This is a genomic window from Pontibacterium sinense (genome assembly GCF_015209595.1).
In the GTDB taxonomy this organism is placed as follows: Bacteria; Pseudomonadota; Gammaproteobacteria; order Pseudomonadales; family Balneatricaceae; genus Pontibacterium; species Pontibacterium sinense.
In genome coordinates this window covers 472,748-493,819 of the sequence record NZ_JADEYS010000001.1, presented here as the reverse complement: position 1 = coordinate 493,819, position 21,072 = coordinate 472,748, and the positions used below count along the sequence as shown (strand labels likewise).

The 21,072-nt window shown below is 50.7% G+C and carries 19 protein-coding genes and 2 tRNA genes; 2 read left to right on the top strand and 19 right to left on the bottom strand.

The annotated features are described in order from the left end of the window. From IOQ59_RS02255 to IOQ59_RS02220, 8 genes are all read right to left on the bottom strand, one after another. A tRNA-Arg gene (locus IOQ59_RS02255) sits at nt 1–77 on the bottom strand. 3 nt (nt 78–80) lie between these two features. Then, nucleotides 81–170 (bottom strand) — tRNA-Ser (locus IOQ59_RS02250). Between the two features lie 61 nt (nt 171–231). Beyond that, nucleotides 232–420 (bottom strand): carbon storage regulator CsrA, encoded by a 189-nt coding sequence (csrA, locus tag IOQ59_RS02245; protein ID WP_193951617.1) that lies wholly within the window; start codon nt 418–420, stop codon nt 232–234. A gap of 143 nt (nt 421–563) precedes the next feature. Beyond that, nucleotides 564–1,799: an aspartate kinase gene (locus IOQ59_RS02240; protein WP_193951616.1), complete on the bottom strand. Its 1,236-nt coding sequence runs from the start codon at nt 1,797–1,799 to the stop codon at nt 564–566. 46 nt (nt 1,800–1,845) lie between these two features. After that, nucleotides 1,846–4,440: an alanine--tRNA ligase gene (gene alaS, locus IOQ59_RS02235; protein WP_193951637.1), complete on the bottom strand. Its 2,595-nt coding sequence runs from the start codon at nt 4,438–4,440 to the stop codon at nt 1,846–1,848. Nucleotides 4,441–4,682: 242 nt separating this feature from the next. Further along, nucleotides 4,683–5,138 carry a regulatory protein RecX gene (locus IOQ59_RS02230; RefSeq protein WP_193951615.1) on the bottom strand — a complete coding sequence of 152 codons (456 nt, stop codon included), beginning with the start codon at nt 5,136–5,138 and terminating at the stop codon, nt 4,683–4,685. Between the two features lie 93 nt (nt 5,139–5,231). Next, nucleotides 5,232–6,278 (bottom strand): recombinase RecA, encoded by a 1,047-nt coding sequence (recA, locus tag IOQ59_RS02225; RefSeq protein ID WP_193951614.1) that lies wholly within the window; start codon nt 6,276–6,278, stop codon nt 5,232–5,234. 82 nt (nt 6,279–6,360) lie between these two features. Then, nucleotides 6,361–6,846, bottom strand: coding sequence for a CinA family protein (locus tag IOQ59_RS02220; protein ID WP_193951613.1), 486 nt, complete (start codon nt 6,844–6,846; stop codon nt 6,361–6,363). Nucleotides 6,847–6,968: 122 nt separating this feature from the next. On the opposite strand from IOQ59_RS02220, the gene mutS reads away from it, so the two are divergent. Next, nucleotides 6,969–9,521, top strand: a complete 2,553-nt coding sequence (gene mutS, locus IOQ59_RS02215; RefSeq protein ID WP_371871816.1) for a DNA mismatch repair protein MutS — start codon at nt 6,969–6,971, stop codon at nt 9,519–9,521. Between the two features lie 96 nt (nt 9,522–9,617). Continuing rightward, nucleotides 9,618–9,941 carry a ferredoxin FdxA gene (gene fdxA, locus IOQ59_RS02210; protein ID WP_193951611.1) on the top strand — a complete coding sequence of 108 codons (324 nt, stop codon included), beginning with the start codon at nt 9,618–9,620 and terminating at the stop codon, nt 9,939–9,941. Nucleotides 9,942–10,003: 62 nt separating this feature from the next. On the opposite strand, the gene rpoS is transcribed toward fdxA, so the two are convergent. From rpoS to accA, 11 genes are all read right to left on the bottom strand, one after another. Then, entirely contained in the window at nt 10,004–11,014 is a 1,011-nt protein-coding gene (gene rpoS, locus IOQ59_RS02205) for an RNA polymerase sigma factor RpoS (RefSeq protein WP_193951610.1), read from the bottom strand. 66 nt (nt 11,015–11,080) lie between these two features. Continuing rightward, nucleotides 11,081–11,929: a peptidoglycan DD-metalloendopeptidase family protein gene (locus IOQ59_RS02200; RefSeq protein ID WP_193951609.1), complete on the bottom strand. Its 849-nt coding sequence runs from the start codon at nt 11,927–11,929 to the stop codon at nt 11,081–11,083. Nucleotides 11,930–11,932: 3 nt separating this feature from the next. Then, on the bottom strand, nt 11,933–12,880 hold the full coding sequence (locus tag IOQ59_RS02195) for a polyprenyl-phosphate transporter (protein ID WP_228050602.1): 948 nt from the start codon (nt 12,878–12,880) through the stop codon (nt 11,933–11,935). Between the two features lie 14 nt (nt 12,881–12,894). Next, nucleotides 12,895–13,530, bottom strand: a complete 636-nt coding sequence (locus IOQ59_RS02190; protein WP_228050634.1) for a protein-L-isoaspartate(D-aspartate) O-methyltransferase — start codon at nt 13,528–13,530, stop codon at nt 12,895–12,897. A 26-nt stretch (nt 13,531–13,556) separates the two neighbouring features. After that, on the bottom strand, nt 13,557–14,306 hold the full coding sequence (surE, locus tag IOQ59_RS02185; protein ID WP_193951607.1) for a 5'/3'-nucleotidase SurE: 750 nt from the start codon (nt 14,304–14,306) through the stop codon (nt 13,557–13,559). After that, nucleotides 14,303–15,349 carry a tRNA pseudouridine(13) synthase TruD gene (gene truD / locus IOQ59_RS02180; RefSeq protein WP_371871815.1) on the bottom strand — a complete coding sequence of 349 codons (1,047 nt, stop codon included), beginning with the start codon at nt 15,347–15,349 and terminating at the stop codon, nt 14,303–14,305. Before truD ends, surE begins: the two co-directional genes overlap by 4 nt. Beyond that, complete coding sequence (gene ftsB / locus IOQ59_RS02175; protein WP_443094385.1) at nt 15,342–15,644, bottom strand: cell division protein FtsB; 303 nt, start codon at nt 15,642–15,644, stop codon at nt 15,342–15,344. Before ftsB ends, truD begins: the two co-directional genes overlap by 8 nt. Nucleotides 15,645–15,700: 56 nt before the next feature. Further along, nucleotides 15,701–16,996: a phosphopyruvate hydratase gene (gene eno, locus IOQ59_RS02170; RefSeq protein ID WP_193951605.1), complete on the bottom strand. Its 1,296-nt coding sequence runs from the start codon at nt 16,994–16,996 to the stop codon at nt 15,701–15,703. A 30-nt stretch (nt 16,997–17,026) separates the two neighbouring features. Then, nucleotides 17,027–18,655: a CTP synthase gene (gene pyrG, locus IOQ59_RS02165; protein WP_193951604.1), complete on the bottom strand. Its 1,629-nt coding sequence runs from the start codon at nt 18,653–18,655 to the stop codon at nt 17,027–17,029. 55 nt (nt 18,656–18,710) lie between these two features. Beyond that, on the bottom strand, nt 18,711–20,021 hold the full coding sequence (gene tilS, locus IOQ59_RS02160) for a tRNA lysidine(34) synthetase TilS (RefSeq protein WP_193951603.1): 1,311 nt from the start codon (nt 20,019–20,021) through the stop codon (nt 18,711–18,713). A gap of 20 nt (nt 20,022–20,041) precedes the next feature. Then, nucleotides 20,042–21,004 carry an acetyl-CoA carboxylase carboxyl transferase subunit alpha gene (gene accA / locus IOQ59_RS02155; protein WP_193951602.1) on the bottom strand — a complete coding sequence of 321 codons (963 nt, stop codon included), beginning with the start codon at nt 21,002–21,004 and terminating at the stop codon, nt 20,042–20,044. Nucleotides 21,005–21,072 lie beyond the last annotated feature (68 nt).

Sequence of the window (21,072 nt, the reverse complement as noted above, 5' to 3'; positions counted from 1 at the left end):
TGGCGCGCCCGAGAGGATTCGAACCTCTGACCGCCTGGTTCGTAGCCAGGTACTCTATCCAGCTGAGCTACGGGCGCTGATGGCGGTGAGCGAGGGATTCGAACCCTCGATAGAATTTCTCCTATACGCCCTTAGCAGGGGCGCGCCTTCAGCCACTCGGCCAGCTCACCTAAACAACGCGGCGAACTATATCGAATTGATTTTAAAAAGGAAAGCTTTTATTTGAAAAAATTACTCTTTATTTCCTTCATCGGCTTTTTCACGCTGAATGCGCTGGTAAATTTCTTCGCGATGAACGGATACATCCTTGGGTGCGTTAACACCAATGCGGACCTGGTTTCCTTTAACACCAAGAACTGTGACAGTGACTTCGTCACCAACCATGAGAGTTTCGCCTACGCGGCGGGTAAGAATTAACATGTGTAGAATCTCCTTAAATCATCCTGTTTCTCAGCTCCCCTGATACGGGACTGATAGGAATTCGAGTGACATCTCGTCCAACTCCTTGCCACACGAACACCTAGTAGAGGAGTTGCTGCCTCTAAATATAGACCAGCAACATCTTATTCGCTTACATCGTCTGCTTTATCCAGATCAAAGGCTGAATGCAAAGCTCTGACAGCAAGCTCCAGATACTTCTCCGCGATTACCACGGATACTTTAATCTCTGACGTAGAGATCATCTGAATATTGATACTCTCACTGGCTAGCGCGTCAAACATCTTGCTTGCCACACCAGCATGTGAACGCATACCTACGCCCACAATGGACACCTTAGCAATCTTGCTGTCACCAACAACCTCACGGGCGCCCAGCTCAGCCGCAACCTTTTGCAGCACAGTTTCAGCTGCCTGATAGTCGTTACGGTGAACAGTAAAAGTAAAATCTGTCGTTTTGTCCGCTGCCACGTTCTGAACGATAATATCTACTTCGATATTTTCGCGGCTGATCGGACCCAAAATCCTGGACGCTACACCCGGCACATCAGGTACGCCCAGAACAGTTAATTTGGCTTCATCACGGTTAAATGCGATACCTGAGATAACTGGTTTTTCCACAGTATCATCATCCTCTATGCTAATCAGGGTTCCCGGACCATCTTTAAAACTGGATAGCACCCGGAGCGGCACCTTGTATTTTCCGGCAAACTCTACCGCGCGGATCTGCAAAACCTTGGAGCCAAGGCTTGCCATTTCTAACATCTCTTCAAATGTAATTTTTTCGAGACGCTGCGCGGTATCTACGACGCGTGGATCGGTTGTATAGACCCCATCCACATCGGTATAGATCTGGCATTCATCCGCCCTCAGAGCGGCGGCCAATGCCACACCCGTCGTATCCGACCCACCACGCCCGAGCGTGGTTATATTCCCGCGGTCATCAACCCCCTGAAATCCGGCGACTACGATGACACGTCCGGCATCAAGGTCGTCACGCATGCCGTCGATCTCAATATCCTGAATACGCGCCTTAGTATGAGCACTATCTGTCAGGATTTTGACCTGACCGCCGGTATAAGACCGCGCAGCAACGCCTCGCTTGCTCAGCGCCATGCAAAGCAGCGCGATGGTTACCTGCTCGCCGGTTGAAACTAACACATCCATCTCACGCGGCTCTGGCGTGGACTGAATATCCTTTGCCAAGCCAATCAGACGGTTCGTTTCACCGCTCATAGCAGATACCACTACAACGATGTCATGCCCTTGCTGACGAAAGCCTGCGACTTTCTCTGCAACCGCTTCAATTCGCTCTACACTGCCTACGGATGTCCCACCGTATTTTTGTACATAGAGTGCCATAACTTCTCATCATCCTCTCAGGCAACAGCCAGCAGCCGGAGACTGCTTACAACGCAGCCTCGACCAGCTTGGCAACAGACTCCAATGCCGCAGGCAACGCCGCTGCATCAGTACCACCACCCTGAGCAAAGTCAGGGCGACCACCGCCTTTACCACCTAACGCTGCAGTCAATTCACGTACCAGATCACCGGCCTTCACCTGCTTGCTCAGCTCTTTGGTCACACCTGCTGCCAAACTAATCTTCCCGTCCGCCTCAGTTGCCAACACTACGACACCCGATCCAAGCTTGTTCTTCAGCTGATCGATCGTATCGCGCAACGCTTTTGGCTCAACGCCGTCCAGCTTAGCGGCCAGTACTTTGACACCTTTAACTTCGACAGCAGCACTGAGCAGATCAGAGCCCTTAGCAGCCGCAAGTTTGGACTTCAGCTGATCCAGTTCTTTCTCTAACTGACGGTTACGCTCAGCCAGATCTTCAACCTTGGAGACAACGCTATCGCGAGAGCCTTTCAACAGTGCTGAAATCTGTCCCAGCTTACGATCCGCTTCCTCTGCCCAATCGGCAGCAGCCTTACCTGTCACAGCCTCAATACGTCGTACGCCCGCTGAAATACCACCCTCTGAAGTCACCTTCATCAAGCCGATGTCGCCCGTACGTTTTACATGGGTACCACCACACAACTCAATCGAGAACTCGCCGCCCATTGAGAGCACACGTACCACATCGTCGTATTTCTCGCCAAACAGTGCGGCAGCACCTTTTGCTTTCGCTTCGTCGATCGGCATGACTTCGGTAACCGCTTCGGTATTTAAGCGAATCTGTTCGTTCACAATCGCTTCAACCTGCTGCAACTCCTCGGCTGTTACAGCCTCGAAGTGCGAGAAGTCAAAACGCAGACGCTCTGGATCAACCAAAGAACCTTTTTGCTGTACGTGCTCGCCCAGCACCATCCGCAACGCTTCATGCAACAAGTGAGTCGCAGAGTGGTTCAATGCAGTTGCCTGGCGGGCTTCATGACTAACTTCGGTCACAACGGCATCTCCGACCTTCAGGACGCCCTCAGCCAGCTCACCATGATGCAGATGGTTCTTCGACTCTTTGGTGCAGTTAGTGACATTAAACTGGCCACGATCCCAACGCAGGAAACCGGTATCACCGACCTGGCCACCGGACTCGCCGTAAAATGCAGTATTCTCCAGTACAACCATGCCCTTTTCACCGGCAGACAGCTGATTAACTGATTCACCGTCTTTAAAGAGCGCGACTACCTTGGAGGTATCTTCCAATGCCTCATAGCCGTTAAACTGCGTCTCGCCGTCCAGGTCCAGCTTGTCGTTATAATCGACACTGAAACTACCGGATGCGCGCGCACGCTCGCGCTGTGCTTCCATTGCCGTTTCAAAGCCTTCCATATCAATGGTCAGCTCATTTTCACGCGCAACATCCGCCGTCAGGTCAACCGGGAAACCGTATGTGTCGTACAGCTTAAAGACGGTTTCGCCGGAAATGACCTTGCCTTCCAACTCATCCATCGCGTTCTGCAGAAGACCCATACCATTGTCCAGAGTCTTCGCGAACTGCTGCTCTTCTTTTAGCAACACGCGCTCGATCTGATCCTGAGCCTTAGCCAGCTCCGGATAAGCCTCGCCCATCTCTTTAACCAAAGCGGCAACCAGCTGGTTAAAGAAAGGTCCTTTAGCACCAAGTTTGTTTCCGTGACGGATCGCACGACGGATAATACGGCGCAGAACGTATCCGCTACCTTCATTGGATGGCAATACACCATCGGTAATCAGGAAGGAACAAGAACGGATGTGATCGGCGATAACGCGCAGCGACTTGTTATCCATGTCGCTACTGCCAACGGCCGCAGCCGTAGCTTTCAGCAGACTCTGGAACAGATCGATTTCGTAGTTGGAGTGAACGTTCTGCATCACGGCAGCAATACGCTCCAGCCCCATGCCTGTATCAACAGACGGCTTAGGCAGTGGCGTCATCTCGCCATCTGCCGAACGGTTGTACTGCATGAATACAACGTTCCAGATTTCGATGTAACGATCACCGTCTTCGTCCGGGCTGCCCGGAGGACCACCCGCGACTTCTTCACCGTGATCAAAGAAAATTTCAGTACATGGACCACAAGGGCCGGTATCACCCATTGACCAGAAGTTATCTTCATCTAACTTCGAGAAACGGTCCGGATCGATACCCATCTCTTCTTTCCAGATCTTCTCAGCTTCACCATCAGAGTGATGTACAGTGACCCACAAGCGCTCCTTCGGCAGCCCCATAACCTCGGTCAGAAAACTCCAGGCAAATCCAATCGCTTCACGCTTGAAGTAATCACCAAAGCTGAAGTTACCCAGCATTTCGAAGAACGTATGGTGACGCGCAGTGTAACCTACGTTCTCCAGATCATTATGTTTACCACCGGCACGCACACAACGCTGAGACGAAGTTGCTCGGGTATATGAACGCTTGTCATCTCCGAGGAAAACGTCCTTGAACTGAACCATACCGGCGTTGGTAAACATCAGTGTTGGGTCGTTTCCAGGGATCAACGGGCTGCTGGCAACAACCTGGTGACCGTTCTGTGCAAAGTAGTCCAGGAAAGCCTGGCGAATTTCAGCGCTTGTCATGTATTTCATAAGGAAACCGTATGCGTGTCCGTTCTGTACAGGGCAAATTGATTAAAGCATCAGATTAGATCTGCTGCATATTGAGGATTGCCCACTCACCAAAAATGGCGAGACAGTATATAACGTGGGTGAAAATTGTACGACTATTTTTGAATGGGTGCAGGACCGGCAAACCCGCATGAGAGGAGGGGATAAGAGCGGTTTATAGATTGGTTGCCGATAGCCATAAGGAAAGGGGAAAGCTAATCTTTGATTTCGCCGGCGGATTCGATGGCCGCGCGTGCTTCATCCATAGAAAAACCACGCTGCAACAGATAGCGCATCTGCTTGCCAAATACCTTGTAATCACCCGCTGGCGGTTCACGAAAGCGGCGAGCCCAGGCGTCCTGCGCAAGTTCGAACCAATCGGGTTCCAACTCGTCCAACACCCGCATCAACAGACTGTCCGGTATCTTCTTCTGCTTTAAATCAAAGCTGATTCGTTTTAAGCCATAACTCTGAGAAAGCTTATTCCTGACGAATGCCCCAACAAAACGCTCGTCGCTGAGATAACCGTCCTGCTCCAACGCATCAAGCACCAGATCCAGATCATCGGCCGGATACTTACGTGCGTACTTCTGCTCGACCTCATAACGGCAATAGTCACGGCGCGCCAGCAAGCGCATGACCGCTAGCTTGATCTCCTGCTGTATTTCCAAAGCACTACTCTCCTTATCAATCGGTGGCGCCCAATACGCAAAAGGCCTCTTACGAGGCCTTATAACAATATTTCAGAGGATCAAATCCACCGATCAGGACAGATCCAGCTGCTCGCTGTCTTCCTTCTCATCAGTCGCCTTTTCAGGCAGCTCATTATTCAGTAACTGACGACGGATTTCGGCTTCAATCTCCTGCGCCATCTCTGGATGCTCTTCCAGATAGTTGGCAGCATTCGCCTTACCCTGGCCGATCTTACTACCTTGGTAGGCGTACCATGCACCGGATTTATCAACCAGACCTTGCTTCACACCCAGATCAATCACTTCGCCCATATGGTAGATACCCTGACCGTACATGATCTGGAACTCTGCCTGTCGGAACGGTGGCGATACCTTATTCTTCACCACTTTAACGCGGGTTTCATTACCAACAACCTCATCGCCCTGCTTAACTGCACCGATGCGGCGAATATCCAGACGCACAGAAGAGTAAAACTTCAGCGCATTACCACCGGTTGTGGTTTCCGGGTTACCAAACATCACACCAATCTTCATACGAATCTGGTTGATGAACACCAACAGGCAGTTCGCATTCTTCACACTACCGGTCAGTTTACGCAGCGCCTGAGACATCAGTCGCGCCTGCAAACCCACATGGGAATCACCCATGTCACCTTCAATTTCCGCTTTTGGCGTCAAAGCCGCTACGGAATCGACGATGATCACGTCAACCGCATTGGAACGCACCAACATATCGGTAATTTCCAATGCCTGCTCGCCGGTATCTGGCTGCGACACCAGCAAGGCATCGACATCTACACCCAGTTTTTCAGCGTAAATAGGGTCCAGTGCGTGCTCCGCATCAACAAACGCACAGGTTTTGCCCATTTTCTGCGCTTCAGCAATAACCTGCAACGTCATCGTCGTTTTACCCGACGATTCAGGACCGTAGATCTCAACAACGCGACCAAACGGCAGGCCGCCTATACCCAATGCAATATCCAGTGTAAGTGAGCCTGTGGAAACAGCAGGGATCGCCTCACGCGGCTGATCACCCATACGCATGACTGCACCTTTACCAAACTGTCTTTCGATCTGAGAAAGCGCAGCGTCGAGCGCCTTTTTACGATTTGCGTCCATCTTCAACCTTACCTATTGCGTTGAAAAAATACTGTATGTTTGGACAGTATTATTTCACAACTTTTTCGGATTGCAAGTTACTTCAGCTCAATTTATCCAACAACATCTGTAAAGCATGATTTATTGCTTGCTGACGCACATCATGACGATCCCCCTCAAAGTAGCAGGTCTGCATACTGACAGACTGATCCCGACAGGCACACGCAAAACACACCATACCCACCGGCTTGTCAGGAGTTCCGCCCCCCGGCCCTGCTATCCCACTGATTGCTATGGACAAATCCGCACCGGCAACATCCCGAGCGCCAATTGCCATCTCCGTAGCAACCTCCTCAGACACGGCACCGGAATTATTCAACGTGGCCGCAGACACCCCGAGCATCAACTCTTTCAATCGGTTGCTGTACGTCACATAACTGCCTTCAAACCAAGCAGAAGAACCTGCCAACTCGGTGATGCTCATCGCCACGCCACCGCCTGTACACGATTCCGCAGCGGTCACCGTCCACCCTCGGGCCAACAACTGCTCTGCCAACTGCTCAACTTTCTCTGCTATCACCTGCTGCATGCTGCCTCCGCTACGCATCCCAATTCAATTGACGTACAATCCTAGGCCAATTATCCGTATTAAGCCTCTGATTCAACCTGACTATGACAAGCCAATCTCCCGCGTTCAAAAATCATACCCCAATGATGCAGCAGTATCTGCGTATTAAGTCGCAGCATCCGGACCAGCTGGTTTTCTACCGTATGGGGGATTTCTATGAGCTGTTCTTTGACGACGCTAAGAAAGCCGCGCAGCTGCTGGATATCTCTCTAACCGCACGCGGCAAGTCTGCTGGCGAACCCATTCCTATGGCCGGCATTCCGTATCATGCCGCAGAAGGCTATGTTGCTAAAATCGTCCGCGCGGGCGAATCCGTGGTTATCTGTGAACAGATAGGTGATCCGGCGACCAGCAAAGGTCCGGTAGAACGTGCTGTAGCACGCATCGTCACGCCCGGCACGATCAGCGACGAAGCCCTGCTTGATGAACAGAGCGACAATCTGCTGATCGCCGTTCATAACATGGAAGAACACTACGGCATTGCCATCGTCGACATCAGCTCCGGACGCTTTAGCTTGCTTGAAGTTGAAGGAGAAGAACCTCTCCTGAGTGAAATAGAACGCCTGCGCCCCTCGGAAATACTGTTTAGTGAAGAAGGTTCACTGGCACTCGTACTCGCCGGCAAGCGCGGTTTGCGCCCGCAGGCGCCGTGGCACTTTGAAGCGGAAACCGCTCAGCTCCTCCTGTGCAAGCAGTTCAACGTACAAGACCTTGGCGGGTTTGGCTGTGACCACCTGCAGCTGGCAGTGAGCGCAGCCGGTTGCTTGCTGCAGTATGCCAAAGATACCCAGCGCACTGAACTGCCTCATATTCGTCGTATTCAGGTGGAAACACGCAGTGACAGCGTGGTTTTGGATGCCGCGACACGCAAAAACCTGGAGCTGGATGTCAATCTCAGTGGGGGTAAGGAAAACACCCTCGCGTCCGTGCTGGATCGCTGCAAAACCCCGATGGGGAGCCGATTACTACGGCGCTGGCTTAACCGACCTTTACGCAATCGATCCGTACTACTGGCACGCCAGGATGTCATCCGCTGGCAACGTGAGCAGTATCGTTTTGAAACCCTGCAAGGCCTGTTAAAACATATTGGCGACCTTGAGCGTATTCTCGCCCGTATCGCGCTGCGTTCCGCTCGACCTCGTGATTTGGAACGCCTGAAGAACTCTCTCGCCATTTTGCCCGAACTTCAGACACTGCTACAGAACACGGATTCTGCTCGCAGTCTGGAGCTGGCTGCGCTGATCAGTGAGTTTCCGGTGCTCGCGGATCTGTTAGGAAAAGCTGTCATTGAAAACCCACCGGTTATCGTCAGAGATGGGGGCGTAATCGCTGGCGGCTACGATGAAGAACTGGATGAACTGCGCGGTCTGTCTGAAAATGCGGGCAACTACCTCGTGGATCTGGAAACACGCGAACGCGAGCGTACCGGCATATCAACACTTAAAGTCGGTTACAACCGTGTTCATGGCTACTTCATTGAAATTGGTCGCGCCAGCTCCGATAAGGCGCCCGCTGAATACATCCGACGACAGACGCTTAAAAATGCCGAGCGCTTTATCACCCCCGAACTGAAAGAGTTTGAGGACAAAGCACTGTCCGCCAAAAGTCGCGCTCTGACCCGCGAAAAAGCTCTGTACGAAGCCTTGATTGAAACCGTGGCAGAGCAACTTCCTGCGCTTCAGGACAGTGCTGCGGCACTGTCTGAGCTAGACGTATTAAGCAATCTTGCTGAGCGCTCAGATACACTCAACTACTGTGCACCGGTACTCACCGAGGAATCACAGCTCAATATAACTGGTGGCCGCCACCCTGTGGTCGAAAGCGTATTGGATGAACCCTTTGTAGCGAATCAGCTTGAACTCGACCACGCGCGCCATATGCTCATCATTACCGGCCCCAATATGGGTGGTAAGTCCACCTATATGCGTCAAGCGGCTTTGATCACCTTACTCGCACATATTGGTAGCTATGTGCCTGCAGATAGCGCGACTATCGGTATCGTTGACCGTATTTTCACCCGGATGGGGTCCTCCGATGATCTGGCCGGTGGTCGGTCGACATTCATGGTGGAGATGACCGAAACTGCCAATATCCTGCACAATGCGACCGAACGTAGCCTGGTATTGATGGATGAAGTAGGACGCGGCACCAGCACCTTCGACGGTCTCTCACTGGCCTGGTCTTGCGCAGAATATCTGGCTCAGTCAGTCAAAGCATTTACGCTGTTTGCGACTCACTACTTTGAGCTAACAACACTTCCAGAACAACTGACCGGTGTTCACAATGTGCACCTGACAGCGGTCGAGCACAATGACCATATCGTGTTTATGCACGAGGTTCAGGAAGGCCCGGCAAGCCAAAGTTACGGCCTACAAGTGGCCCAGCTCGCCGGCGTACCTCAACATGTTATTCAATACGCGCGCGAAAAGCTGATTATGCTTGAGCAGGATGCTAGCAACGAGCTGCAAACCGTCGGTACAGTTGCGGTACAATCGGCATCCTCACCCCAGCAAAGCGATATGTTCAGCAGCGCACCGCATCCTGCTATAAAGCAGCTTGAAAAAGTCTCAGCGGATGATTTAACACCACGCCAGGCGCTGGAACTGATCTATCAACTTAAAAGTACGATTAGTTAATACCGGCGCATAATATAGGGCGGTCACTGCCACCGCCCTTCTTCGTCTCTCTTCTATACTGATACCACGCCATTCAATCCAGCAGGAACATTCTCTATGGCTTACGTTGTGATCGAGAGCTGCATCCGCTGTAAATATACCGACTGCGTTGACGTATGCCCTGTTGATTGCTTTTACGAGGGGCCAAATATGTTAGCCATCCACCCTCATGAATGTATTGATTGTGGATTATGCGAACCGGAGTGCCCTGTTGACGCCATCATGCATGAGGATGAAGTGCCTCAGGACCAGCTCGAATTTATAGAGATCAATGAAGCGATGTCTGAACGCTGGCCTAATATCTATCAAATAAAAGCCGCCCCTAACGATGCGGATCAATGGAAGGATGTGAAAGCAAAACGCCACTTACTAGAGAAATAAAAAAGCCCCTTGCAGATGTTATCCACAAGAGGCTTTTCAGAAAATATGTCGTAATGGCTTACTTACTGCAGCAAATCCTCGCCACTCAATCCATTCTTTTCAACAATCTCGCGCAGCTTACGTAACGCTTCAACCTGAATTTGGCGCACACGTTCGCGCGTCAAACCAATTTCGCTGCCGACCTCTTCCAATGTACTCATCTCATATCCACGCAAACCAAAACGCCGCGCCAACACTTCTGAGTGCTTCTCAGGCAACATCGTCAGCCACTTATCCAGGTTACCGCTGATATTGGTTTTCTGTAGCAAGGTTTCCGGATCAGAGGTTTCCTGATCAGGAATGGTATCCAGTAGCGACTTATCAGAATCCTGCCCCATCGGGGTGTCTACCGAGCTGACACGCTCGTTCAAGCCCAGCATCCGCTCAACATTTTCAACCGGCTTGTTCACCAGCTGAGCGATCTCTTCCGCCGACGGTTCGTGATCCAGTTTTTGAGCCAGCTCCCGAGCTGCACGTAGATATACGTTGAGCTCTTTCACCACATGGATAGGCAAACGAATCGTACGGGTCTGGTTCATGATCGCCCGCTCGATCGTCTGGCGAATCCACCAGGTCGCGTACGTCGAAAAACGGAAACCACGTTCCGGATCAAATTTCTCAACCGCTCGGATCAGACCTAAATTACCCTCTTCAATCAAATCAAGCAGAGTCAGGCCGCGGTTAATATAACGTCGCGCGATCTTAACAACCAAACGCAGGTTACTCTCAATCATACGCTGCCTGGATGCTTCATCACCTTTCAACGCTCGACGGGAGTAATAAACTTCTTCTTCTGCAGTCAGCAGTGGAGAAAAGCCGATTTCATTGAGATATAGCTGTGTGGCATCCAGAGTTTTCGCATTCAGGAGGTCATTGTGCGCAAGGCTACCACGCCCACGACCACTCGCGATAATCTCGGGAACATCATCCGATTCTTTTTTCTGGCGTTTGGATGTTGATTTATCCACAGCATCATCTAAATCTACATCGTCCGATGCCTTATCCAACTCACAATCCTTATCAACTTTTTCCATTACCAACCCCTCTGATGACCCTTGATCAAGTCACACCCTTTTATAATTATAACCGTGAAATATGCTCTAACGCTTCTTAGGCAAATACTTCAGCGGATTCACCGGTACACCATCGCGGCGGATTTCAAAATGTAACATTACTCGTTCAGCGCCACTACGACCGATTTCGGCTATTTTATCACCACCTGTAACCTTATCACTTTCTCTAACCAACACGCGACTGTTGTGAGCGTAAGCACTTAGGAATTTCTGATTGTGATCAATAATAATAAGATTACCGTAGCCCAGCAGCCCGTTGCCCGCATACACTACGCTCCCGGAGGCTGCAGCAAATACAGGATCGCCTGTTCGCCCAGCCAGATTTAACCCTTTATTGACCTGCCCCTTGGTCTTGAAGGATTGAATCAGCCTACCTTTACTGGGCCATTGCCAACGAATTGGCGCCCCCGTGTCGGTCTTTTTAGTTTTAGGTCGAGCCTGCTTCGGAACTGATGTACTCGTGTTCTTACTTCCAACTGTTTTCGGCGGTACGACGCGCTTCTTTACCTGTTTTTTCGAAGAATTGTCGACAGACGGCTTCTTGGTCACAGTTTTTTTCTTACGAGTACTACTTTCTCGGACAATTTTTTGCGCAGAGGGTTTCAGAACCAATCGCTGGCCCGGATATATTTGATAACTTGAAGGAATCTTATTTAAGCGGGCAACAGTGCGGTAATCTACACCGTGACGAAATGCAATGGAGTAAAGAGTATCGCCCTTGCGAACGGTATAAACGGCGGATGATGAAACAGATGGAGCAGAACGAACAACTTTTGTCCGCGACCGGTCATGCACCGGTACACTTTGAGGACCGGCACACCCGGCGATCAACACGGCGATGATCGCTGCAATCAGCCAACCTGCGCCTCTCGTCACTCATCACCCCTGATTTTTTCCAGTACTAGCGGTTTTGGCAATAAGCACCACAACCAGCGCACCCACCGCCATTAACACCAGAGACATAAACAGATACGCATCCTGACCGGTCATTGCCTCATAACTACCTGGCAGGATATTTTCTTGCACCAATGGAACCTCTGCACCGTGCCGGTTGATGGTATACGCAGTAGTATATTTCCACGGCCAGACTTTATTTAAGGAGCCGAGCATAAAGCCCCCCAGTAACGCTAGCGTCGCTACGCGGTACGAGCTGAACATCCAGCTCAACACTCGTGAAAAACTCAGTAAACCAATGACACAACCGGTAATAAACAATCCCAAAACAGGCAGATCAACTGATTTTACAGCGCCCAAAATCGGTGCATACATGCCTAACAATAACAGGATAAAACTACCGGATATACCCGGCAAAATCATGGCACAAATAGCGATCATACCTGATAGAAAAACCATCAGTGGAGTTGGCTCAATCGCAGCAGGCGCAATTGAAGTCACCATATAGGCAAGTACTGTGCCCGTCAGAAATGCTGTGAAAGCATTCCCCCGCCAATTATCTATCTGCTGAACCACCAGCCAACTGGATGCCAGAATCAAGCCAAAAAAGAACGACCACAGCATCTCTGGGTAATTGCTCAACAGAAACAATACACCGCGCGCAAAACTGGCAACGCTGAATAGAATTCCGGCCAACAAGGTCAGCAAAAAGGAGCCATTGATGTAACGCCATGCCTCAGCAACACCTTGCTTATACAACACTGCCAGCGCTTCAGGCCCACAGCGACGCAGAGACCCGATTAACTCTTCGTAAATGCCTGTCATAAAGGCGATAGTACCGCCCGACACACCAGGCACAGCATCTGCTGCCCCCATCATCACGCCTTTACCTGATAAAACCAGATAGTCGCGCCAGCTGCGACCGCTTGTCATTCCATTGTCCATCGTTAACGTACGGTTCCACTTAATAGAGGTACAAATTTAGCCCCTTCAACAACCTCAGTTGTAAAGCTATCCTCGGAAGTGCGGATAATCAGTTTTAGTTCCTGACTACGCCCCCCCACAGGAATAATCAGGCGACCATTTATTGCGAGCTGGTTCATCAGTTCTGCGGGAACTTCTTCGGGTGCCGCCGTCACCATAATGCCTTCAAATGGTGCCTTTGAAGGCCATCCCATACCACCATCCGTATGCATGAGCTGTGCATTGTGCAGCTTCAGCAACTGCAATCGCTTACGTGCTTTGTCCTGCAAAGGCTTAATACGTTCAACACTGAATACATTACCAACCAACTGCGCCAAAACCGACGTTTGATATCCGGATCCGGTCCCCACTTCCAGGACAGATGTGAGCGGTCCGGCTGCCAGCAGTAGCTCCGTCATCCTTGCGACGCTATAAGGTTGCGAGATAGTCTGATTATATCCAATGGGCAATGCGGTATCTTCGTAAGCCCGATGCGCCAGAGCTTCATCAATAAAGATATGTCTCGGGGTATCTCGTACGACATCAAGCACGGTTTCATCTTTTATACCCTGTTCCCGAAGGCGGGCAATCAGACGGTCCCGGGTACGCCGGGATGTCATTCCAATTCCTTCAAGATTCAGATCGGTCACAGAATATCCTCTAGCCAACTTCCCAAATTTTCCATTGCATCGTATTGGGTCATATCAATCTGCAACGGTGTTATGGAAACGCAACCTTGCTCAATTGCAAAAAAATCGGTTCCCGGTTCCCGATCCAGCACTTCACCCACACCAGCAATCCAATAACGCTCGAAACCGCGGGGATCTTTAACCTTAACAGGTTTATCGGCCAAACTGCGATGACCTAAACGGGTGACGTGCACTCCCTGCAACTCCTCCATCGGAAGATCGGGTACGTTGACATTCAGTACCGTACGCGGTGCAAGATTAACCTTCGCAATACCTTGTAGCAGTAGGTGAACAATCTCGGCTGCCGTATCAAAGTGCTGAGGGTGATGGCTCGCAACGGACACGGCAATTGGCGGATACTTAAGATGGCGCCCTTCAGTTGCAGCAGCTACTGTACCGGAGTAAAGAACATCGTCACCCATATTAGCACCGGCATTAATACCGGAAACAACGATATCGGGCTCAATATCAAAGATGCCTGATGTACCCAGATGAACACAGTCGGTAGGGGTTCCATTGACACCAATAAAGCCACTCTCGTGACGAAACGCTTCCAGCGGCCGATCAAGCGTCAGCGAGTTGCTGGCACCGCTGCGGTTTCTATCCGGCGCGACCACTTCGATCTGACAGTCCTGTCCTATCACCTGTGCTAGTGAGGCTAAACCCGGAGCAAAAACACCATCATCATTTGATATCAGTACTTTCATTCAGCTGTATCCTGTATCGGTTTAGTCACCTGCGTCAGCTCACGCAGCACACTGGTTGCAAACGCACCCGATGGTAACTCAAACTCCAACCACCACTGGTTTTCCGATTCAGCTTTCGCTTCCAGTGCGATAGGTTGTAACCGAAGAGCCCGCCGTTCCTGACGCAACCCCAGATGCTCCAACCGTTCCAGTATCTCTTCCCACGGCGCCAGCTGGTCTTTCTCCCATTGTCGAGAAGCACCAACATTCAACGGTTCACCTCGACCCCACATCGCTCCTGTCAGGTTAACATCACCTGACACCAGACGCTGTTGGGTAGCCGCATCAATATCCTCTGCTAAGAAACAGCTTTTCGAACCGGACAACATAAGCGCATCACCGGCTAATAACTGATCCCAACGCCCCTCAGCAATACGCTGAGAAAGCAGGTGATTAAAGCACCAGGAACGTACCGCCGATATATACATCCCTTTTTTATTCCGCTGGCGTTCTTTGCGCTCTCCGCGGATGAGCTCCACACCTTTTTGCAAGTTACCGCCATCCTGACCAAATCGCTGCTCACCAAAATAATTCGGTACACCTGAGCGAATTTTTTCGATCCTCGTGGCCAGCTCGTCAGGATGACTAACATCACGCAGACGTAATCCGAAACGGTTCCCTTGCAACGCGCCTAGACGCAACTTGCGCGGATGGCGAACAGTTTTCAGAACCTCAATCGTATCACCACCAAACAAATTCCAATTCAGTTTGCGCTGTGGAGGCAGCGCAACACTAAACCACTGCTCAGTAATGGCGTGACGATCTTTCTTACCCGCATAACCCACATCACGTGGGCTTAGCTGACAAAATCTTGCTAATTGGCGCGCGACCCAATCGGTGTTTTCACCGTTCTTACGGATATAGAGAAACAGATGCTCGCCTTCTCCTTCCGGCTCAAATCCGAGCTGTTCAACAACCTGAAAATCTTCGTTACAACTACGAATCAGCGCACTACCTTCCGGCATACCGTACAAATAGCTGTATTGGGTGGGAAAACTACTCACTCTGGGATTTACTCCGTCCAGGTTCGACCAGCTGGAAGAAGGTTTCACCTTCCTGAATCATACCCAGCTCACTCCGGGCACGCTCTTCTAACGCAGAGAGACCTGTCTTCAGATCTCTGACTTCCGCTTCCAACTGCTTATTCCGTAAACTCAGCGTCTGATTTTCTTCACGCTGCTGCTCAATTTCCTGCTCCAGCGACCAAACCTGGCGCAAATTGGCTTCACCAAACCAGAGTCGATACTGCAGAGCAACGAACAGGACTAACAGCGTAATCAATAACCAGCGAAACATCATAAGCCTAAGTCAAAAAAGGGGGCTAAAAGCCCCCTTTTTTTGTTAAGAGTCAGGTATTAAGCCTGACCTTTAATTTCAGATAAACCATTGTAAATGGCTTCAGTACCCAGCTCTTCCTCAATCCGTAGCAAGCGGTTGTACTTAGCTACACGGTCAGAACGACACAAGGAACCGGTTTTAATCTGGCCCGCTGCAGTACCCACTGCCAGATCGGCAATGGTGGTATCTTCAGTTTCACCAGAACGGTGAGAGATAACCACGGTGAAACCTGCATCTTTTGCCATCTTAATCGCGTCCAGCGTTTCAGACAGAGAACCGATCTGGTTGAATTTGATCAGGATAGAGTTGCCGATATTCTGCTCAATACCACGGCTCAGAATCTTGGTGTTTGTCACAAACAGGTCGTCACCAACCAGCTGAACCTTCTCACCGATCTTCTTCGTCAGGTAAGCCCAACCATCCCAGTCAGATTCATCCAGACCGTCTTCAATAGATACGATCGGGTAGTTTTCTGTCAGTGCAGCCAGGTAGTCACCAAAACCTTCAGCATCGAAGACTTTGCCTTCACCGGACAGATCGTATTTGCCATCTTTGTAGAACTCAGATGCAGCACAGTCCAGCGCCAGCGTTACGTCTTTACCCAGTTCATAACCAGCATTAGAGATCGCTTCTTTAATAACAACCAATGCTTCTTCGTTGGATGCCAGGTTAGGCGCAAAACCACCTTCATCACCCACTGCCGTGTTCAGACCCTTAGCCTTCAGAACAGCCTTCAGCGCGTGGAAGATTTCAGCACCACAGCGCAAGCCGTCAGAGAACTTATCAAAGTTAACCGGCTGAACCATGAATTCCTGAATATCAACGTTGTTATCCGCGTGCTCACCACCGTTCAGGATGTTCATCATCGGCAGAGGCAAAGAGAACTGACCTGCAGTACCGTTCAGCTCAGCAATGTGAGCGTACAACGGCAGACCTTTTTCAGTCGCTGCGGCCTTAGCTGCAGCCAGAGATACTGCCAGGATTGCGTTTGCACCCAGCGTCTCTTTGTTTTCCGTGCCATCCAGCTCCAGCATTTTGTTATCCAGAGCGCGCTGATCAGTTGCGTCCATTCCGACCAAAGCATCACGGATTACGCCGTTCACAGCAGTCACTGCTTTTAGAACGCCTTTACCCAGGTAGCGACCTTTATCGCCATCACGGAGTTCCAATGCTTCACGGGAACCTGTAGAAGCGCCTGAAGGTGCGCAAGCAGAGCCCACTACACCGGACGCCAAAATAACGTCAGCTTCTACTGTTGGGTTTCCGCGAGAGTCCAGAACCTCGCGCGCTTTGATATCAGCAATCTGTGCCATTCGATAAACTCCAGAAATTATTAAATTCTTTTACTGCTTAGCCTGATGATCCAGCGCTGCTTGGATAAAGCCGGTAAACAGACCATGTCCAGCGCGCGGTGTAGAAGTGAATTCAGGGTGGAACTGACACGCCACGAACCACGGGTGATCAGCCACTTCAACGACTTCAACCAATTCGCCGTCGACAGAACGACCGGAGATACGCAGACCTGCTGCTTCCAGTTGCTCTACATAGTTGTTGTTCACTTCATAACGATGACGGTGACGTTCTGTAATCTCAGTTGCACCGTAAGCCTTCGCTGCAGTTGATCCATCCGCCAGGTGACAAACCTGCGCACCCAAACGCATCGTACCACCCAGATCATCCTGCTCACCGCGGGTCTCGACATCGCCTTCAGTCGTCGTCCACTCGGTGATCAAGCCAATGACCGGATGTTCTGCCTTAGCTTCAAATTCAGAAGAGGTCGCACCCTGAAGGTTCGCGACGTGACGCGCAAACTCGATCACGGCAACCTGCATACCCAGACAGATGCCCAAGTAAGGTACTTTGTTCTCTCGTGCGTACTGAACAGCCTGAATCTTGCCTTCAACACCACGCTCACCGAAGCCACCCGGCACCAGAATTGCACTGGCATTAGCCAAAATCTCGACACCTTCACGCTCGACGCGCTCAGAATCGATATATTCGATACGGACTTTACGGTTCAGCGCGATACCCGCGTGACTGATCGATTCAATCAGAGACTTATAGGCATCCAGCAGTTCCATGTACTTGCCGACCATCGCGATGGTCACTTCACCTTCCGGATTAAGGTGGGCGTTTGCAACACGGTTCCATTCACCCAGATCCGCTTTCTCACATTCCAGATGGAAACGTTCGATTACGATATCATCCAGGTGCTGATCTGCCAGCATCTGAGGGATATTATAAATAGTGTCAGCATCCGGCAAAGAGATAACCGCACGCTCTTCAACATTGGTAAACAAAGACAGTTTACGACGTGAAGAGTCCGGCAACGGACGCTCAGAACGACAAACCAGAATATCTGGCTGAATACCGATCGAACGCAGGTCTTTTACAGAGTGCTGGGATGGCTTTGTTTTAGTCTCACCCGCCGTTGCGATATATGGCACCAGTGTCAGGTGCATAAACATCGCGCGCGAGAAACCTAATTCAGCTTTCAGCTGACGTACGGCTTCCAGAAACGGCAAAGATTCGATATCACCTACAGTGCCACCGATCTCAACGAGCGCGACATCCGCATCACCGGCACCCTCGATTACGCGACGTTTAATCTCATCGGTAATGTGAGGAATAACCTGTACGGTTCCACCCAGATAATCACCACGACGCTCTTTGCGCAGAACGTGCTGATAAATACGACCAGCCGTAAAGTTGTTGCGCTTAGACATAGTCGTGTCGATGAAGCGCTCATAGTGACCTAAGTCCAGGTCCGTTTCAGCTCCATCTTCCGTAACAAATACCTCACCATGCTGGAAAGGACTCATCGTACCTGGATCTACGTTAATGTAGGGATCCAGCTTCAGCATGGTAACTTTTAGACCTCGGGCTTCCAAAATAGCAGCCAAAGAGGCAGATGCGATGCCTTTGCCCAATGAGGACACAACACCACCGGTGACGAAGATATAACGCGTCATGCAGAACCTGTAATTCGTGGTTAAAACGAGGGAAAAAACGTGATCAAAGATGGGGCTACAGGATACCAAACGAACGGCATTCCGACAATGCGAAGCTGCACCAAGTGGCGTTAAATCCTCCACTTTTCGTCTGCCAGCCCTCACAAAGGCAAATACCCGGTATGGCAACCACTTCTTCACCCACCATAAGCAACGGCCAATGCACCTTCAGCCAAGGAGGAATTCCGGCTTCTTGCAGCAGTTTTTTCACCGTACAACTGCCGTTCCGGCCCAGAGGACGACAACGCTCGCCCCCCTTCCGGCGCACCAGCCGAACATTTTCAAGCGTGCTCAGCCCAACATCTGCTGATGTAACCTGAAGCATGCCATCCCCTAAAGAAAAGTCTCCAACTGTGAGCTGATCCAGCTCATACGGCGCCCGTTCTTCTGCAGGCGTCAAATACAACGCCGACCGGTAACGCCGAATGACGATCTTTTCAACCTTCAACTGAGGCTCTGCATCTGCTCGCGACAAGATCAATGTTCGCTTTATTTCACCAAGCTGCGTGCTGTTTAACATCACGCCCGCCTGCTTCTCTAACCAACGCCGTAACAGATGATCCTGGCGCTGGCTGGAGCAATCGTGGAGTGCCGATAAGGATAACTCGCCCAGCACACCGACATGGGAGATCAGATCTGCATCAAGGTATTCGTTCAATAGCCGTTGCGACGCAGTGAGCTGTTCGGACGTTTTTAACCAGCGCTGCTTAAAGCCTGGCCAACGACCTTCTAACAACGGGAAGATATCGAGTCGTAAAAAATTGCGGTCATAAACCGCCTGCTGGTTACTAGGATCGTCAACCCAAACCAGATCTTGCTCATCTGCATAACGTTCCATTTCAGAACGCAGACAACCGAGCAAAGGACGCCTGAGCTCACCTGCTCCCAGCTTCCTGTGCGCGGGTATACCAGACAACCCCTTTAATCCGGTTCCACGCAATAAGCGAAACAGCATTGTTTCAGCTTGATCATCACCATGATGCCCTAACAATAAACAGTCGCCAGCTTGCATCTGGGCCTCAAATGCTGCATAGCGCTCGCGACGTGCTGCCTCTTCCGACGGCGTTTCAGGGTAAACATTGAGAATCTGATGGGGTAGCGCGTACTGGGACGCTTGCTGCGCCGAAAACTCAGCCCAGCGTTCTGCAAAAGGCTGAAGATGATGATTAACATGAAGTACCAATAAACGCTCGGGAGAGAGGTATTTACCGGCAAGATGCAGGAGTACCTGAGAGTCGAGCCCGCCGCTGTGAGCAATCAACCAGCGATCGGGCTCAGGCATCTGCTGCAATAGTCTCTGAAAGTGACGTTCGATTGCAGCAGACATCAGAAGGAGTAAGTTTTCACTTACTGTTCGGAATTGATTCCGTAGGCCATCAAGCGCTCATAACGACGCTCCAACAGCTCCTCTTCAGAGAAACCATTCAGCTTCTCCAACGTCTCTAGCAGGTGCTTTTTAAGATTCGCCGCCATCAAAGCCTGATCACGATGCGCGCCACCCAGAGGTTCGCTTACAACCTGATCCACCAGGCCTAGTTCACTCAAACGATCAGCAGTAATACCCATCGCCTTTGCAGCATCGGATGCACGCTCTGCACTTTTCCACAGAATGGATGCACATCCTTCCGGAGAGATTACGGAATAGGTCCCGTACTGCAACATCAGCAATTCATCACACACACCAATCGCCAACGCACCACCCGAACCACCTTCACCAATAACAGTCGCAATAACCGGTGTTTTCAGGCTGGACAATTTCAGTAAGTTAAATGCGATCGCTTCGGACTGGCCGCGCTCTTCAGCATCGATACCAGGATAAGCTCCTGGTGTATCAATGAAGGTCATAACAGGCATGCTGAAGCGTTCAGCCATTTCCATAAGACGCAGCGCCTTACGGTAACCTTCTGGACGCGGCATACCAAAGTTGCGGGCAACCTTTTCCTTCACTTCACGGCCTTTCTGATGACCAATCACCATGACTGGCTGGCCATCGATGCGTGCGATACCACCTACAATAGCCTGATCATCGGAAAAATGACGATCGCCGTGTAGTTCATCGAAATCATCGAAGATATGCTCGACGTAATCCAGCGTATACGGACGCTGTGGATGACGTGCCAGCTGAGAAATCTGCCATGCAGAAAGATCCGAGAAAATGGATTCGGTCAGCGTACGGCTTTTCTCTTCCAGCTTTTCCAGTTCTTCGGAGATATTTAATCCGTCGTGGTCGTCGCCAACCAGACGCAATTCATCAATTTTGGCCTGCAGCTCAGCGATAGGCTGCTCAAAATCCAGGTAATTCGGATTCATGCTGTCCCGTTCTATATTAGAAATTCGTTACTTTGATCGGATCAAAAAATTGCCCTAAGTGTACCTGC

Bases quoted from the DNA above. Each gene is read 5' to 3' on its own strand.
- csrA (WP_193951617.1), bottom strand. From the start codon at position 420: ATGTTAATTCTTACCCGCCGCGTAGGCGAAACTCTCATGGTTGGTGAC.
- IOQ59_RS02240 (WP_193951616.1), bottom strand. From the start codon at position 1,799: ATGGCACTCTATGTACAAAAATACGGTGGGACATCCGTAGGCAGTGTA.
- alaS (WP_193951637.1), bottom strand. From the start codon at position 4,440: ATGACAAGCGCTGAAATTCGCCAGGCTTTCCTGGACTACTTTGCACAG.
- recA (WP_193951614.1), bottom strand. From the start codon at position 6,278: ATGGACGCAAATCGTAAAAAGGCGCTCGACGCTGCGCTTTCTCAGATC.
- IOQ59_RS02220 (WP_193951613.1), bottom strand. From the start codon at position 6,846: ATGCAGCAGGTGATAGCAGAGAAAGTTGAGCAGTTGGCAGAGCAGTTG.
- mutS (WP_371871816.1), top strand. From the start codon at position 6,969: ATGATGCAGCAGTATCTGCGTATTAAGTCGCAGCATCCGGACCAGCTG.
- fdxA (WP_193951611.1), top strand. From the start codon at position 9,618: ATGGCTTACGTTGTGATCGAGAGCTGCATCCGCTGTAAATATACCGAC.
- rpoS (WP_193951610.1), bottom strand. From the start codon at position 11,014: ATGGAAAAAGTTGATAAGGATTGTGAGTTGGATAAGGCATCGGACGAT.
- IOQ59_RS02195 (WP_228050602.1), bottom strand. From the start codon at position 12,880: ATGACAAGCGGTCGCAGCTGGCGCGACTATCTGGTTTTATCAGGTAAA.
- IOQ59_RS02190 (WP_228050634.1), bottom strand. From the start codon at position 13,530: ATGACATCCCGGCGTACCCGGGACCGTCTGATTGCCCGCCTTCGGGAA.
- surE (WP_193951607.1), bottom strand. From the start codon at position 14,306: ATGAAAGTACTGATATCAAATGATGATGGTGTTTTTGCTCCGGGTTTA.
- ftsB (WP_443094385.1), bottom strand. From the start codon at position 15,644: ATGATGTTTCGCTGGTTATTGATTACGCTGTTAGTCCTGTTCGTTGCT.
- eno (WP_193951605.1), bottom strand. From the start codon at position 16,996: ATGGCACAGATTGCTGATATCAAAGCGCGCGAGGTTCTGGACTCTCGC.
- pyrG (WP_193951604.1), bottom strand. From the start codon at position 18,655: ATGACGCGTTATATCTTCGTCACCGGTGGTGTTGTGTCCTCATTGGGC.
- tilS (WP_193951603.1), bottom strand. From the start codon at position 20,021: ATGTCTGCTGCAATCGAACGTCACTTTCAGAGACTATTGCAGCAGATG.
- accA (WP_193951602.1), bottom strand. From the start codon at position 21,004: ATGAATCCGAATTACCTGGATTTTGAGCAGCCTATCGCTGAGCTGCAG.